Raw genomic sequence first — 13,711 nt, 5'->3', positions numbered from 1 at the left:
GGCCTCGGTCGCGGCCTGGGCGGCGGTGCCCGCGGGGACGGGCTCCCCGGCCGAAGCCCGATCGGCGGCGTCGCGTGCCGCCACCACCCCCGCGCCCCACACCACCGCGGTATTCGGCTGCACGCTGACCGGTCCACGCGGATCGGTGGCGGTGACGGTGAGCAACTCGGTGGTCCAGGCGATGCCGAAGGTGCGCGAAAGTGCTTGCGAGGCAGCGGCGGAACTGATGTCGGGGCCCAGATCGCGGGGCAGCAGCGAGACCGCGTCGCCGACGGTCACCACCTTGCCGAGCAGTGCCTGGCGCAAGGTGGCCGCCGGGATGGTCCGGGTCGCCTGCACCGAACCGCTCACCGAGATCTGCTTCGCCCCGTACACGGTGACCGGCGCGACGACCACGGTCGCGTTCTCCCGCAGCCCGGCATTGGACAGCGTCACGTCGTCGAGCAAGGCGACGCCGGCCGGCGTGCCCGCGGGCGCGACGCCGACCACCGCGGCCGTGCGCCGCGAGCCGACCAGCGCGATACCGTCCCACTCCCGCAGGCCGAGCGCGGCCAGCGCCTCCGGATGCAGTCGCACCACGCCGCGCCGGGCGTCGGCCGCGGACGGATTCCATCGAGCGGTGAGCGCTAGTTCTGCCACCGTGCCATTCTGCCGCGCCGGAGCGCGGTCGTGGCCGGGACTAGGCCTGTCTAGTTGTTCTTCGCGACGATCCCGGCGGCGACCGCGACCGGGGTCTCGGCCACGCTGCCGGACAGGCAGACCAGCTTCGCGGTGCCGAGCGCGACATTCGGGCTGCCCGCGAACGTGCTGTCCGGATGCTGCGCGAGCAGCTGCTCGATCAGCGCCTTCTCCGCCTCGTTGTCCAGTTTCTTGAACTCGGCGCAGGTGGTCTTCGACGGGTCGGCGGGCGCGGCGGCCGGGGCACTGCCCGGCGTCGCGGTGCTGCTCGCCGCGGCCGGTGCGCTGCTGCTCGGCCGCGCGGCGTCGCTGGAATCGGTCGAGGACTGGCCGCAGCCGGCCAGCACCGAAGCCAGCGTCCCGGCGGCGAGGACGATGGCGGATGTTCGCTTCATACCGTGCTTTCCCCGATGGGTTGCTGTGGAATCGGCACGCCGCCTCCGGTCATCGCTGAACCGAGCCCGCGGCGTGCTCGGTGCAGCGTACCGGTTTGCGCGGGATCAGTGGATGTGTGCCCGCCAGTCCGCGGGCACCCGGCCGCGCGGGCCCGGGGCGCTCTGCTCGGCGGGGTGACTGGTCGGCGGCGCGAGTTCGGGACCGTCGCCGTACATTTCCTCGGTTCGGAAGTTCCAGTACCAGTCCTCGCCCGGTTCGAAGCTCTGAATGAACGGGTGGCCGGTGTCTTTCGCGTGCTTGCTCGCGTGCTGTTCCGGCGACGTGTCGCAACAACCGATGTGCCCGCACTGCGCGCACCGGCGCAGATGCACCCACCAGCCTTGCGCCTGTTCGCATTCCAGGCACCCGGTGCCGCTCGGCGCCACGGCCGGGTCGATGCCTTCCAGTTCCTGTGTCATCGCTGCTCTCCTGCGGTCGGTGCGTTCGCTTCGTCGGTGGGATTGTCCGCGCTGCGGTTCAGCGGCAACCACACCGTGAACCGCGTGTCGCCGGGTTCGGAGTCGACCTGGATATCGCCGTCGTGCTTGTTCACCACGATCCGGAACGAGATGTCGAGCCCGAGGCCGGTGCCCTCGCCCATCGGCTTGGTGGTGAAGAACGGTTCGAAGATCCGGCTGCGTACCGCCTCCGGGATACCGGGCCCGGTATCACCGATTTCGATGACGGCGCAGTCGTTTTCGTGCCGGGTGCGGATGGTGAGCGTGCCCCGGCCGTGCATCGCGTACACCGCGTTGTCGATCAGGTTGGTCCACACCTGATTCAATTCCGCTGCGTAGCACGGCACTTCGGGCAGCGCGCGGTCGTACTCCTTGACCACCTCGACGCCGTCGCCGATCTTGCGGCTCAGCATCACCAGGGTGCTGTCGAGCAGATCGTGGATGTCCACCACCTGGAACGGGGCCCGGTCCATCTGTGAGTACTGCTTGGCCGCGTTCACCAGCGACGAGATCCGGGTGGTCGAGTCCGCGATCTCGTTCATCATCAGCTCGGTCTCGATGGTGTAGTTCAACCAGCGGATCGCACCCTGGAACACCTGGTCGGTGCAGCCCTCCAGGGTGCCGGCCACCCGCTCGAGCCAGTCCACGTCGAAGCCGGCCTGCACGAAGTTCGGCGCCAGGTTCCAGCCGTCGATGATGCCGTGCTCGTCGAGCCATTCGCCGAGCACGTCCTCGCGGTCGGCGGCCTCCATCGGGGTCAGCTCGGGCGCCTTGGCCACCTGCGCCGCCGCCTCCTCCTGCAACCGCACCAGGGCGCCGAGGGACGCGGTGTCGAACTTGCCGTCGGCCATCATGGCCAGCTTGTGCCGCATGCCCGCGACCCGTTCGCGCAGGCCGGAGGTGGCCCGCACGGCCGCTGCGGCCGGATTGTTCAGCTCGTGGGTCAGACCCGCCGACAGCGAGCCGAGGGCGAGCAGCCGCTCGCGCTGGCCGACCCGGGCGTTGGCGTTGCGGTTACCGAAGAACACGCCCTCGAGCAGGTGCACCGCCATCGGGAACCAGTCCTGCATCATCTGCGCGAAGATCGCGGCGTCCAGCACATAGAACCGGGACGGGCGGGTCACCGACATCGAGCTGTTGTAGGTCTGCTCGACCTTGTCGCCGAGGTAGGCGCTCCACGCGCCCGCGTAGGAGCCGTGGTGCTGGGTGCGCACCAGCTCGATCTCGGTGCCGCCGGACAGCTTGGTCAGCACGACCTCGCCGTCCATCAGCACGTAGAAGCAGGTGGCCGGGTCGCCCTCGCGGAAGACCAGCCCGGGCTCGATCGTCTCGACCCGCCCGTCCCGGCACAGCCAGTCCAGCTGCTCGTCGTTCAATTTCTCGAACAGGAACAGCGTGCGTAGTTCCGCGGGATCGCAGACCAGGCGGCTGCTGCGGTCCGCGGTGTTGTTCGAATTCATCTGCCAGCCTCCTGTTTACGCGAGGTACCGGTGCACGAGCATCACGGCCATCGCACCCTCGCCGACCGCGGACGCGACGCGCTTGGCCGAATCGGCGTGCACGTCGCCTGCCACGAACACGCCGGGCACGCTCGTCTCCAAATGATGTGGCGGCCTGGGGAGTTCCCAGCCCGCCGGGCGCGCGCCGTCGACCATCAGGTCGGGCCCGGCCAGCACGAATCCGGCCGTGTCCCGCTTCACCGTGCCGTCGAGCCACTCGGTTTGCGGTGCGGCGCCGATGAACAGGAACAGCCGCTCGGCCTCGGCCTTCTCCTCGTTGCCGGAGACGTTGTCGCGCAACACGATCTGTTGTAGATGGTCGTCGCCGTCGGCGGCGCTCACCTCGGTGTTGGTGTGCACCTTGATGTTCGGGATCTGCGCGATCTGCTGGATCAGGTAGTGCGACATGGACTTGTCCAGCGAGTCCGCGCGCACCACCAGATGCACCGTCTTCGCGTTGCGGGACAGGAACACCGCGGCCTGGCCCGCGGAGTTCGCGCCGCCCACGATGTAGACGTCGCGATCGGCGCATTCGGCGGCCTCGGTCATCGCCGAGCCGTAATACACGCCGCGTCCGGTGAACTCGTCGACGCCGGGCGCCGGATGCCTGCGGTAGTCCACGCCGGTCGCGATGATCACCGTGTGCGCGCACAGCCTGCCGCCGTCGGCGAAGCGCACCGTGCGCGCCGAACCGTTGACCTCCAGCCCGACCACCTCGCGGGTGGTGATCACCTCGGCGCCGAACTTCGCCGCCTGGCGGCGGGCCCGATCGGCCAGCTGAGCGCCCGAGACACCGTCCGGGAAGCCGAGGTAGTTCTCGATGCGCGAGCTCTGCCCGGCCTGCCCGCCGGTCGCCGTGCGCTCCACCAGGACGGTGCGCAGACCTTCGGAGGCGCCGTACACCGCGGCGCCCAGCCCGGCCGGGCCGCCGCCGACCACGATCAGATCGTAGAAATCGCCGGTCGCGTTGACGGTGAGCCCGACGTTTTCCGCGAGCACGCTGTCCGACGGCTGGACCAGCGCGTCGCCGCCCGCCGTGATCACCACGGGACAGCGTTCGGGATCGGCGCCCGCGGCCTCCAGCAGTCGCGCGCCCTCCGGCTCGTCGGCCAGATACCACCGGTACGGCAGCTGGTTGCGGGCCAGGAACTCGCGCACCTCGGAGGAACGCGGCGACCAGCGGTTGCCGACCACCTTCGTCTCGGTCACCGGCCGGTGCTCGCTGCTGCGCCAGGCGTCGAGCAGCCCGTCCAGCACCGGATACAGCTTCTCCTCCGGCGGATCCCACGGCTTGAGCAGATAGTGATCCAGATCGACCACATTGATGGCGTTGATCGCGGCGCTGGTGTCGGCGTACGCGGTCAGCAGTACGCGGCGGGCATACGGGTGCAGGTCCATGGCCTGCTCGAGGAATTCGATGCCGTCCATGCCCGGCATCCGGTAATCGGCGATCAAGACCGCGACCGGCTGGCCGCGCAATTTCATCTCACGCAACGCCTCGAGCGCCTGCGCGCCCGATTCCGCGCGCAGAATCCGGTATTCGGCCCCATAGCGGCGGCGCAGGTCGCGGACAACCGCGCGGGAAACGCCGGGATCATCGTCGACGCTCAGGATGGCCGGTTTCGTGGCAGCGGGTGAAGTCACCTATCGAGTATGGACGGTCGTGCAAAACGGGGCGTCAACGTTCGCTCGAGGCGGACGTGCGGGCGGTCAGAGCAGGTGGTGCCGGATGAGGTCGAGTTCATCGTTGGTCAGCAGGCGTTCGAGATTCTCCGGCGAAGGGCCGCGGGCGGTGCCGCCTTCGGTCTCGCCGCCGGGCAGCAGCGGAACGTGATCCGCATGTCGACGATGTAAGAGAGAGCGCAGTTTCACGGCCGATCACCTCACGTTGGACGGGAAAGCTCGAGGCTGTGTCGTTGCTTCGTCTATCCCGCATTGTGCGCTCGGCATTACCGAAGTCGGCGCGCAACATGCTGAATGTGATCCAACTGTCTTCTGATTAAAATACGCATAAACCATGAAACAGGTTCGGCCAGGTATCCGCCGGCCCGCTCGGAACCGGAGACACCGTTGCCGCAGAATCTCGAAGCCGCCATTGACATTTCCGCCCCACCGGAGCAGGTGTGGTCCGTCGTCGCGGACCTGAAGCGGATGCCCGAGTTCAGCCCGCAACTGGTGCGGATAGTGCAGTTCGGCTCGACCAAGAAGGGCACCTGGACGCTGCACCTGAATACCGATGGCAAGCAGTATTGGCCGACCACCGGGCGCATAGTGCGTTTCGAACCGAACCAGGTGTTCGCGTTTCGGATCAACGAGAATCGCTCGATCTGGAGTTATACGCTCGAGCCGACCGCGACGGGCACCCGGCTGGTGGAACGCCGCGATATGCCGCGCGGCACCACGTGGTTGTCGCGCAAGCTGATCGCCACCAAGCTCGGCGGCGCAGTGCCGTTCGAGGCGGCGCTGGTCCGCGGCATGACCGAAACCCTGGAACAGATCAAGGCGGCGGTCGAAGCGCAGCGCTGACGACTGCGCGCGGAGCCGCCGATGTCCGGCGGTTCACCCACGGCGGGACGCCCGGGTGCGTATGTTGCCGGAGTATGCGACGAATGACGCAGTGCGCGGCCGCCGTCGCCGCGAGCGCCGTGTTGATGACGGGCTGCGGTAAGGACGAGTCCGGGCCTGCCCGCGACGTCACCGTCGTCGGCACCGGCCAGGTGCGCGGCGCCCCGGACATCCTGAACGCCGACCTCGGGGTGGAGGTGAGCGCGGACAAGGTCTCGGCCGCCATCGCCAAGGCGAACGAGAAGTCGAAGGCGATGACCGACGCCATGGTCGCGGCCGGGGTGACCCGCGAGGACGTGCGCACCACCGACGTCTCCATCCAGCCGCAGTACGCGGCCGGCTCCGACAGCACGGTGATCGGCTACCGCGCCGGAAACTCGGTCCGGGTGGTCGTGCGCGAACTCACCAAGGCCTCGGGTGTGCTCGACGCGGCGATCGCCGCGGGCGGCAACGAAACCCGTTTGCGTGGAGTGTCTTTCGCGATCGACGACAACTCGCAGCTGCTCGCCGACGCCCGGGCTCGCGCGTTCGCCGACGCGAAAGCCCGCGCCGAGCAGTACGCGGTGCTCGCCGGGGTGCAGCTGAGCGAGGTGATCACCATCAGCGAGGCGAGCAACCGCGACGAGAGCCCCAAGTACTCCGCCCGGGACGCGGCACCGCAATCGGTCCCGCTGGAACCGGGCACACAGACGGTGACGTTCACGGTGAAGGTCACCTGGGGGCTGCGCTGATCAAGCCTGGTGGCTGCGCTGATCAAGCCTGGTGGCTGTGTTGATCAAGCCTGGTGGCTGCGCTGAACGAGTTAAGCAGCTGCGTCAGACGGTGGCGTCCGCGGTCACGGGGTCGGCCTCGGCGGGGATCGGAGCGGCGGGCGCGGCGAAGCGGGGCAGCGTGACGACCTGTGCCGCGTAGGACAGCCCGGCGCCGAAGGCGATGAGCAGCGCGGTGTCGCCCGGCTGCGACTGGCCCTTGCGCAGCAGCGATTCCATCGCGAGCGGAATGGACGCGGCCGAGGTGTTGCCGGTCTCCTCGATGTCGTTGGCCAGCGCGCAGTTCTCCGGCAGCTTCAACACCCGGGCCATGATCTCGATGATCCGGCCGTTGGCCTGGTGCGGAATCATCGCGTTCAGGTCGTCGGTGGACAGCCCGGCGCGGTCGACGGCGTCGCGGCACACCTTCTCCAGCGAGTGCGCGGCCCAGCGGAACACCGCGGTGCCCTCCATCGCGAGGTACGGACGCACCGCATCGGTGCCCTTCTCCTCGATCTCGCGGAAGAACTCGACCCAGTCCTTGTCCTGCCGGATCGCGTGACTCTGCGTGCCGTCCGAGCCCCACACCGTGGGGCCGATGCCGGGCACGTCGGAGGGGCCGACGATGACGGCGCCGGCGCCGTCGGCGAACAGGAAGGCGGTGGAGCGGTCGGTGGGGTTGATGGTGTCGGTCAGCTTCTCCACGCCGATCACCAGCACATGGGCGGCGGTACCGCCGCGGACGAGGTCGGAGGCCAGCGCGAGGGCGTGGCAGAAGCCGGCGCAACCCGCGGAGACGTCGAAGGCGGCCGAGCCGTTCATGCCGAGTTCGGTGGCGATCCGGGGGGCGGCGGCGGGGGTGAGCAGCAGATGCGTCGAGGTCGCGACGATCACGCAGTCGACCTGGTCGACGTCGATGCCCGAGGATTCGAGCGCGCCGCGCGCGGCCGCGACACTCATGCTCTGCACGGTTTCGGATTCGTTCGCGAAGCGCCGGGTCTTGATCCCGGACCTGGTCTGAATCCACTCGTCGCTCGAGTTGATCGGGCCCGCCACCTCGTCGTTGGTCACGACTCGAACTGGGCGGTAAACGCCGAGCCCGAGGATCGCCGTGTGCTCTGCCCCGGTGGTTTGGGCGATTCGAGCAGCCATGTGCGTCTCCTATGTACCTGCGGCACCGCCGCCGGGTTGTCCTCGAAGCCTCGAATTGGAACCCTCATCAGCCACGCCCTACGGAACCGTAGACATGAGGCGACCTCATATTAGCCCGAGAATCGCCGTTTTGTCGTGCGTATTCTCACAAGCCCCGGGTATACCCTCGAAGCACGCCAAAAAGCTCCAGCGGCGTGAAACCCAACTATGTGCGGGCCGTCCTGCACGATGGACGGCCGGCGCGGATTGCGAGGACACCATGCTCGGTCTCGGGATTATCGGGTGGATCATCATCGGCGGTCTTGCCGGGTGGATTGCCAGCAAGATCATGAAGACCGATGCCCAACAGGGCATCCTGCTGAACATCGTGGTGGGCATCGTGGGTGGCCTACTCGGTGGGTTCCTGCTGAAGGTGCTCGGCGTGGACGTCGAAGGCGGTGGCCTCTGGTTCAGCTTCTTCACCTGCCTCGGTGGCGCGGTGATTCTGCTGTTCCTCGTGGGTTTGGTCACCGGACGCAAAGTCCGTAGCTGACAGCCGTGCCACAGGCTCCTTTCCCGTAAGGTGTGAACGCTTGCGCCGGTCCTATCGTTGAAGGCGCAATCCGACTGCATCTAGCACGAAAGAGGAGCCTGTGGCCCGCCGTCCCACGCCGCCCGGCACGCCTGAACGCACCGGAGTCGGCCACGTCGCCGACCTGGTCCGCAATGCGATTCCCCCGTTGCATCCCGCCGGGCTGCCGTTTGTCGCCGCCCCGCTCGCTGTCGCCGTCGTCGGCGGTAAGCGCAAGTGGGTGCGCCGGACGGGACTGCTGGCCGCGGCCGCGTGTGCGACGTTCTTCCGGCACCCGAACCGGGTGCCGCCGAACCGTCCCGGCGTGGTGGTCGCGCCCGCCGACGGTGAGATCGCGCTCGTCGATACCGCCGCTCCCCCCGCGGAACTGGGTTTGGGTGACCAGCCGCTGCCCCGGGTGAGCATCTTCCTGTCCGTGCTCGACGTACATGTGCAGCGCACTCCGGTGTCCGGTGTGGTGCGCACCGTCCTGCATCAGCAGGGGCAGTTCCGTTCCGCCGATCTGCCCGAGGCCAGCGCGGTGAACGAGCGCAACAGCATGGTGCTCGACACCGCGAACGGCGAGCAGGTGGTCGTGGTGCAGATCGCGGGCCTGCTCGCGCGCCGGATCGTCTGCGACGCCCAGATGGGCGACGTGCTGACGATCGGTGACACCTACGGTCTGATCCGCTTCGGCTCCCGGGTGGACACCTACTTCCCGGCGGGCACCGAACTGCTCGTCGAGCCGGGGCAGCGCACCATCGGCGGCGAGACCGTCCTCGCGGTGCTCGGGTCCGCGTCCACCAGCGGTTCATGATGGAGGCGGCTGCTCCGACCCAGCGACGGCGGCGCCGCTCCATCCGGTTGCTGCCGAGCGTGGTGACCATTCTCGCGTTGTGCTCGGGCTTGTCCGCGGTGAAGTTCGGCCTGGACAACCAGCTCGACATCGCGCTCGCGATGATCGGCGCCGCCGCCGTGCTGGACACCCTCGACGGGCGACTGGCCCGCATGCTCGACGCCACCACCAAGATCGGCGCCGAGCTGGACTCGCTCTCCGACGCCATCTCGTTCGGTGTCGCGCCCGCGCTCGTGCTCTACGTCACGCTGCTGCACACCGAGACCGCGGGCTGGATCATCGCGCTGCTGTTCGCCGTGAGCATCGTGCTGCGCCTGGCCCGGTTCAACACGCTGCTCGACGACGACACCCGGCCGGAGTGGGAGCGCGAGTACTTCGTCGGCGTGCCCGCCCCGGCGGCGGCGCTCATCGCGATGGTGCCGGTCGCGCTCTCGGTGCAGTTCGGTGACGGGTGGTGGCTCGGCTTCTACGCGGTCGCCGTGTGGACCGTGCTCGCCGCGGCCCTGGCCGTCAGCACCGTGCCCACGCTGGCGATGAAGTCGGTGTCGGTGGCGCCGCAGGCCGCGGCGGGACTGCTGGTGCTGGTGGCGCTGGCCGCGGCGCTGCTGGTGACCTATCCGACCGTGCTGCTGCTGATCCTGGTCGCGCTGTACCTGGGCCACATTCCGTTCGCCTGGCACTCGCAGCGCTGGGTCGCCGCGCGCCCGGAGACCTGGCAGCACAAGCCCGCCGAGCGCCGCGCGCAGCGCCGGGCGCAGCGGCGTCCGGTCATCCGCCGCCCGGCGATCCGGGGTTCCACGGCGCGCCTGCGGCTGCGTCGGCCCGGTGCGAAAGAGCGCGATATCGACGACCTCGCCCGCTGACCGAACCCTGGAAGTCCGGCCTCTTAAGGGCCGGACTTCTCAACACTGGGATTTCTTAAGGACTTGGCAAGTCCGACCGAGAAAGCTCCCGGTATGGACACTCTTGCGACCGCCGGCGGTGTGGGCTTCGGAGGGTTCGGCATCGGCGGGTTCGGCGCGGCCCGCTTCGGCCTGAAGCGCCTGCTCGGCATCGAGCCCTCGTCCGGCGCGATGCGGGGACGCCTGTCCGCGCGGGGGAGCGGTACGGTCGTACCGAACGGCCGGACGCGGAGGAAGGTGGCGATGGAGCCGGACGGGTTGCGCGAATTCGTGGAGCACCGCCCGCGCCTGTTCGCGCTGGCCTATCGGATGCTCGGCTCGGCCGCGGAGGCCGAGGACGCCGTGCAGGAGACGTATCTGCGCTGGGACGCCGCCGAGCGGTCCGAGATCCGTTCCGCGGAGGCGTGGTTGACCACGGTGCTGGTGAATCAGTGTCGCACCTGGCTGGTTTCGGCGCGGGCGCGCCGGGAGACCTACGTCGGCCCCTGGATTCCCGAACCCGTGCCGACCGCGCGCGGCGAACTCGGCCCGCTGGAAACCGTGGAAGAGCGGGAACTGGTGTCGCTGGCGCTGCTCACCGCGATGGAGCGGTTGACGCCGGTCGAGCGGGCCGTGTTCGTCCTGCGCGAGGCCTTCGGGTACGCGCACCGCGAGATCGCGGACATGCTCACCATCACAGAGGCCAACTCGCAGCAGATCTTTCGCCGCGCCGGGCTGCGGGTGCGCGAGGATCGGGCGCGGTTCGACGTGCCCTCCGCGTACGCGGGCGAGCTGATCAGCCGGTTCGTGCAGGCGGCCCGCAACGGCGACGTGGCGTCGCTGGAACAGCTGCTCACCGCCGACGTGATCGCGACCGCCGACGGCGGCGGCGAGGTGACCGCGGCGCGCAGGCAGATCGTCGGTGCGAACAACGTGGCGCGCTATCTCTGCGGTTTGCTGCGCTGGGCGGTGCCCGGCATGGAAGTGCACATCGAGGAGATCAACGGTGCGCCCGCCGTGGTCGCCCGGGTCGACGGCGCGCCGCTGATGGTCGCGGGGGTGGAGTTGATCGACGGTGCGATCGCCACATTGCGGCTGATCGTCAACCCGCACAAGCTGCGGTACCTGGCGGCGCCCGCGTCCTGAACGGGGCGTGACGCGCTTCACGGGCATCTTTGTCATGGATCGTGGCGCTGTTCGGTCTGGTAGGTGTCGGCCGATCGAAAGGAAGTCACACCATGACCGGACAGCATCGGATCGTCGTCCTCGGTGCCGGATACGCGGGGCTGGCGGCAGCCCGGCGGCTCGCGCGCAAGGCACGCGGAGCCGAGATCACCGTCGTCGACCCGCGCAAGCACTTCGTCGAGCGGGTACGCCTGCACCAGCAGGCAGCCGGGCAACGCATTTCGGCCTGGGACATCAGAGAGCTGCTGGCGCGTAAGGAGATCGGGTTCGTCCGTGCCCGCGCCACCTCGATCGACCCCGCGGGAAAGCGGGTATTGCTCGATACCGGAACCGAACTCGGCTACGACACGCTGGTGTACGCGCTGGGCAGCGTCGCCGATCTGGACGGTGTGCCGGGGGTGGCCGAGCACGCCTACTCGGTCGCGACACCGGAGGACGCGGACCGGTTCGTCGCTCCGGACGGGACCGTCGTCGTGGTCGGTGGCGGTTCCACCGGCATCGAACTGGCCGCGGAACTGGGCGAATCCCGGCCGGAGGTGCGCGTGCTGCTGCTCGGTTCGGAGGCGCCGGGCGCGTGGCTCTCGCCGCGTGCCCAGGCGCACATCCGGCGGGTGCTCGAGCAGCTCGGTGTCGAGATCCGTTCGGACGCAAAGGTGATCGAGGTGACCGAGCAGGGCGTGCGGCTCGCCGACGGCACCCTGCTCGAGGCCGCCGCGACCGTGTGGACGGCCGGTTTCCGCGTGCCCGACCTCGCGCAACGGTCCGGCATCGCCGTCGACGGCATGGGCCGGGTACACACCGATGCCACGCTGCGCTCGATCTCGCATCCGGAGATCTACGCGGCCGGGGACTGCGCCGTGATGGCCGGGCCCGGAGACCGCGCGCTGCGGATGGCCTGCGCGACTGCGCTGCCCGCCGGCCGGCAGGTCGCCGACGCCATCGCCGCGCGCCTGCGCGGTGCGCAACCGCGTCCGCTGCGGTTTCGCTACGTCGGCCAAGCCATGAGCCTGGGCCGGCGTAACGGCATCATCCAGTCCCTGCACGCCGACGATTCACCGGCCGGCTTCATCCTGACCGGCCGGACCGCGGCCTGGGTGAAGGAGCGCGTGGTGCGCGGGGCGGCGCGTCAGACCCGTCCTTGACCGAAACGAGCCGCGGCAGCGGGGTTTCCGGCGGCGGGTCGGTGGCACAGCACCGTTGACCGGCGACCGAGAACCTCGTCAACTCAGGGTTGACGATCTCGCATCGTCAACTTATCGTTGACGCATGACCTCTCCAACGCCTCGCCTCGACGATCTGATCGACGGCATCAAGAAAGCCCGCCCCGACAATGTGCTCGACCAGCTGTCCGACGCCGTGGTCGTCGGCGACCACCTCGGCGAGGTGGCCGATCACCTGATCGGCCACTTCGTGGACCAGGCCCGCCGCGCGGGCGCCTCGTGGACCGATATCGGCGGCAGCATGGGCGTCACCAAGCAGGCCGCGCAGAAACGGTTCGTGCCCAAGGGGCCTGCCGACGCCGCGCAGATGGACCCCAACGCCGGGTTCGCGCGCTTCACGCCCCGCGCCCGGGCGATCGTGGTGGCGGCGCAGGAGTCCGCTCGCGACGCGAGCAACGACCAGATCACCGTCGCACACCTGGTGCTCGGCCTGCTGTCCGAGCCGGAAGGCCTTGCGGTGAAAGAGATTCTCACCCAGGGTGTCGATCCCGCGGAGCTGAAGGTCGCGGCGACCGCCGCGCTGCCCGCGCGGGCGGACAAGCTGCCGGCGCTGATCCCGTTCGACGCCGAGGCCAAGAAGGCGCTCGAGCTGACCTTCCGCGAGGCGCTTCGCCTCGGGCACAACTACATCGGCACCGAGCACGTCCTGCTCGCGCTGCTCGAACAGGAGAACGGCACCGGACTCCTGGCCGGGGCCGGACTCGACAAGGCCAAGGTCGAGGCGCATCTGGTGGAGGTGCTGTCGGTGATAGCGGCCGGAAAACAATGAGCCGCGGACGGCCGGGTAGCGCTGCGGTGGTGGCGGCCGTCTTGTTCGTGGTCGGCGCCGGGTTGGGCGGTCGCTCTGTGGTGCGTCGCCGGGTTCGATACGCGCAGTGCGGTTTTCGGGCGGTGCGGTCCGGACGGTCGCGGCGGCGCCGGGCCATCCGTACCGCCCGCGCGCGGGGCGGGCCGCACGGTGCTGGTTCGTTCGATCTGCCGCGGGCGGCCTGAGCTACGCCCGCCCGCGTAACCCGCCGCCCCAACGTGGCCAGCGCGCTTGGGGTTTCGGCTCGGAGATGAGCGAGCCGCGGGCGGTGTCGGTGACGAACAGCGGTAGATGCGGGGCGAGTTGGTCGAGCACCGCGCGCGTGTTGCCGCCCTGCGCGGCGCGGTACTCCGGCATCGTCAACCCGACTATCTGCAGGAATCGCATACTGCCGTGCGGGGTTTCGATGGTGCCCAGTTCGGGATCGGCGGTGAAGCAGACCGCGTGGATGCCGGAGTCCGGCTGGTCGGCGGCGATCGGCCCGTTCGCTTTGATGGTGTGCCCGGGCTCGAACCACTTGCCGGACTGGAAGACATAGCGCGCCAGGTTCTGCAGGAAGTTCGCGGGCCAGGCGGGCGGCTCGGTGTCGGCGGCCGCGCGCACCAGCCGGAAGGTCAGCTCGAAACCCCAGCCGGACTCGGCCGGGTTGTCCCATTCCTTCTCGTACAGCTCGGT

Annotated in this window: 15 protein-coding genes and 1 pseudogene; 8 read left to right on the top strand and 8 right to left on the bottom strand. The window is 69.3% G+C overall.

What is annotated here, in order from left to right; all coding sequences use genetic code 11:
- The 6 genes and pseudogenes from TY25_RS15475 to TY25_RS42675 all read right to left on the bottom strand — a co-directional run.
- Positions 1–639: pseudogene (locus tag TY25_RS15475) on the bottom strand (AAA family ATPase); the annotation flags it as partial.
- Between the two features lie 50 nt (positions 640–689).
- Positions 690–1,073, bottom strand: coding sequence for a hypothetical protein (locus tag TY25_RS15470; protein ID WP_042256870.1), 384 nt, complete (start codon positions 1,071–1,073; stop codon positions 690–692).
- 105 nt (positions 1,074–1,178) lie between these two features.
- A complete protein-coding gene (locus tag TY25_RS15465; RefSeq protein ID WP_042256869.1) occupies positions 1,179–1,532 on the bottom strand; it encodes a UBP-type zinc finger domain-containing protein in 354 nt (117 codons plus the stop codon).
- Positions 1,529–3,031, bottom strand: coding sequence for an ATP-binding protein (locus TY25_RS15460; protein ID WP_042256867.1), 1,503 nt, complete (start codon positions 3,029–3,031; stop codon positions 1,529–1,531). Before TY25_RS15460 ends, TY25_RS15465 begins: the two co-directional genes overlap by 4 nt.
- Positions 3,032–3,046: 15 nt before the next feature.
- Complete coding sequence (locus TY25_RS15455) at positions 3,047–4,714, bottom strand: NAD(P)/FAD-dependent oxidoreductase (protein ID WP_042256865.1); 1,668 nt, start codon at positions 4,712–4,714, stop codon at positions 3,047–3,049.
- A gap of 66 nt (positions 4,715–4,780) precedes the next feature.
- Positions 4,781–4,942 (bottom strand): hypothetical protein, encoded by a 162-nt coding sequence (locus TY25_RS42675; protein WP_156055098.1) that lies wholly within the window; start codon positions 4,940–4,942, stop codon positions 4,781–4,783.
- Positions 4,943–5,140: 198 nt separating this feature from the next.
- On the opposite strand from TY25_RS42675, the gene TY25_RS15450 reads away from it, so the two are divergent.
- Both TY25_RS15450 and TY25_RS15445 read left to right on the top strand, forming a co-directional pair.
- Complete coding sequence (locus TY25_RS15450) at positions 5,141–5,596, top strand: SRPBCC family protein (RefSeq protein WP_042256863.1); 456 nt, start codon at positions 5,141–5,143, stop codon at positions 5,594–5,596.
- 83 nt (positions 5,597–5,679) lie between these two features.
- Positions 5,680–6,366 carry an SIMPL domain-containing protein gene (locus tag TY25_RS15445; protein ID WP_052382989.1) on the top strand — a complete coding sequence of 229 codons (687 nt, stop codon included), beginning with the start codon at positions 5,680–5,682 and terminating at the stop codon, positions 6,364–6,366.
- 84 nt (positions 6,367–6,450) lie between these two features.
- Here TY25_RS15445 and TY25_RS15440 read toward each other — a convergent pair whose 3' ends face one another.
- On the bottom strand, positions 6,451–7,536 hold the full coding sequence (locus TY25_RS15440) for a beta-ketoacyl-ACP synthase III (protein ID WP_042256860.1): 1,086 nt from the start codon (positions 7,534–7,536) through the stop codon (positions 6,451–6,453).
- Positions 7,537–7,795: 259 nt separating this feature from the next.
- Between TY25_RS15440 and TY25_RS15435 the strand changes: the two genes are divergently transcribed.
- From TY25_RS15435 to TY25_RS15410, 6 genes are all read left to right on the top strand, one after another.
- Positions 7,796–8,068, top strand: a complete 273-nt coding sequence (locus TY25_RS15435; protein ID WP_014988714.1) for a GlsB/YeaQ/YmgE family stress response membrane protein — start codon at positions 7,796–7,798, stop codon at positions 8,066–8,068.
- Between the two features lie 100 nt (positions 8,069–8,168).
- Positions 8,169–8,903: a phosphatidylserine decarboxylase gene (locus TY25_RS15430; protein WP_042256858.1), complete on the top strand. Its 735-nt coding sequence runs from the start codon at positions 8,169–8,171 to the stop codon at positions 8,901–8,903.
- On the top strand, positions 8,903–9,805 hold the full coding sequence (locus TY25_RS15425; RefSeq protein ID WP_042256856.1) for a CDP-alcohol phosphatidyltransferase family protein: 903 nt from the start codon (positions 8,903–8,905) through the stop codon (positions 9,803–9,805). Before TY25_RS15430 ends, TY25_RS15425 begins: the two co-directional genes overlap by 1 nt.
- 282 nt (positions 9,806–10,087) lie before the next feature.
- Positions 10,088–10,969, top strand: coding sequence for an RNA polymerase sigma-70 factor (locus TY25_RS15420; protein ID WP_042256874.1), 882 nt, complete (start codon positions 10,088–10,090; stop codon positions 10,967–10,969).
- Between the two features lie 92 nt (positions 10,970–11,061).
- Positions 11,062–12,150 (top strand): NAD(P)/FAD-dependent oxidoreductase, encoded by a 1,089-nt coding sequence (locus tag TY25_RS15415; protein WP_042256855.1) that lies wholly within the window; start codon positions 11,062–11,064, stop codon positions 12,148–12,150.
- Positions 12,151–12,274: 124 nt separating this feature from the next.
- Positions 12,275–12,997: a Clp protease N-terminal domain-containing protein gene (locus TY25_RS15410; RefSeq protein WP_042256854.1), complete on the top strand. Its 723-nt coding sequence runs from the start codon at positions 12,275–12,277 to the stop codon at positions 12,995–12,997.
- 225 nt (positions 12,998–13,222) lie between these two features.
- Here the strand turns inward: TY25_RS15410 and TY25_RS15405 are convergent.
- Positions 13,223–13,711 (bottom strand): suppressor of fused domain protein (locus tag TY25_RS15405; RefSeq protein WP_042256853.1); only part of this gene is annotated, 489 nt, incomplete at its 5' end.

The organism is Nocardia brasiliensis NBRC 14402 (assembly GCF_000308475.2).
GTDB lineage: Bacteria > Actinomycetota > Actinomycetes > Mycobacteriales > Mycobacteriaceae > Nocardia > Nocardia brasiliensis.
This window is presented reverse-complemented; position numbering and strand designations above follow the sequence as displayed.

Excerpts from the sequence above, each read along its gene's own strand:
- TY25_RS15435 (WP_014988714.1), top strand. The coding sequence starts at position 7,796 with ATGCTCGGTCTCGGGATTATCGGGTGGATCATCATCGGCGGTCTTGCC.
- TY25_RS15445 (WP_052382989.1), top strand. The coding sequence starts at position 5,680 with ATGACGCAGTGCGCGGCCGCCGTCGCCGCGAGCGCCGTGTTGATGACG.
- TY25_RS15460 (WP_042256867.1), bottom strand. The coding sequence starts at position 3,031 with ATGAATTCGAACAACACCGCGGACCGCAGCAGCCGCCTGGTCTGCGAT.
- TY25_RS15465 (WP_042256869.1), bottom strand. The coding sequence starts at position 1,532 with ATGACACAGGAACTGGAAGGCATCGACCCGGCCGTGGCGCCGAGCGGC.
- TY25_RS15420 (WP_042256874.1), top strand. The coding sequence starts at position 10,088 with ATGGAGCCGGACGGGTTGCGCGAATTCGTGGAGCACCGCCCGCGCCTG.
- TY25_RS15425 (WP_042256856.1), top strand. The coding sequence starts at position 8,903 with ATGGAGGCGGCTGCTCCGACCCAGCGACGGCGGCGCCGCTCCATCCGG.
- TY25_RS15410 (WP_042256854.1), top strand. The coding sequence starts at position 12,275 with ATGACCTCTCCAACGCCTCGCCTCGACGATCTGATCGACGGCATCAAG.
- TY25_RS15415 (WP_042256855.1), top strand. The coding sequence starts at position 11,062 with ATGACCGGACAGCATCGGATCGTCGTCCTCGGTGCCGGATACGCGGGG.
- TY25_RS15470 (WP_042256870.1), bottom strand. The coding sequence starts at position 1,073 with ATGAAGCGAACATCCGCCATCGTCCTCGCCGCCGGGACGCTGGCTTCG.
- TY25_RS15440 (WP_042256860.1), bottom strand. The coding sequence starts at position 7,536 with ATGGCTGCTCGAATCGCCCAAACCACCGGGGCAGAGCACACGGCGATC.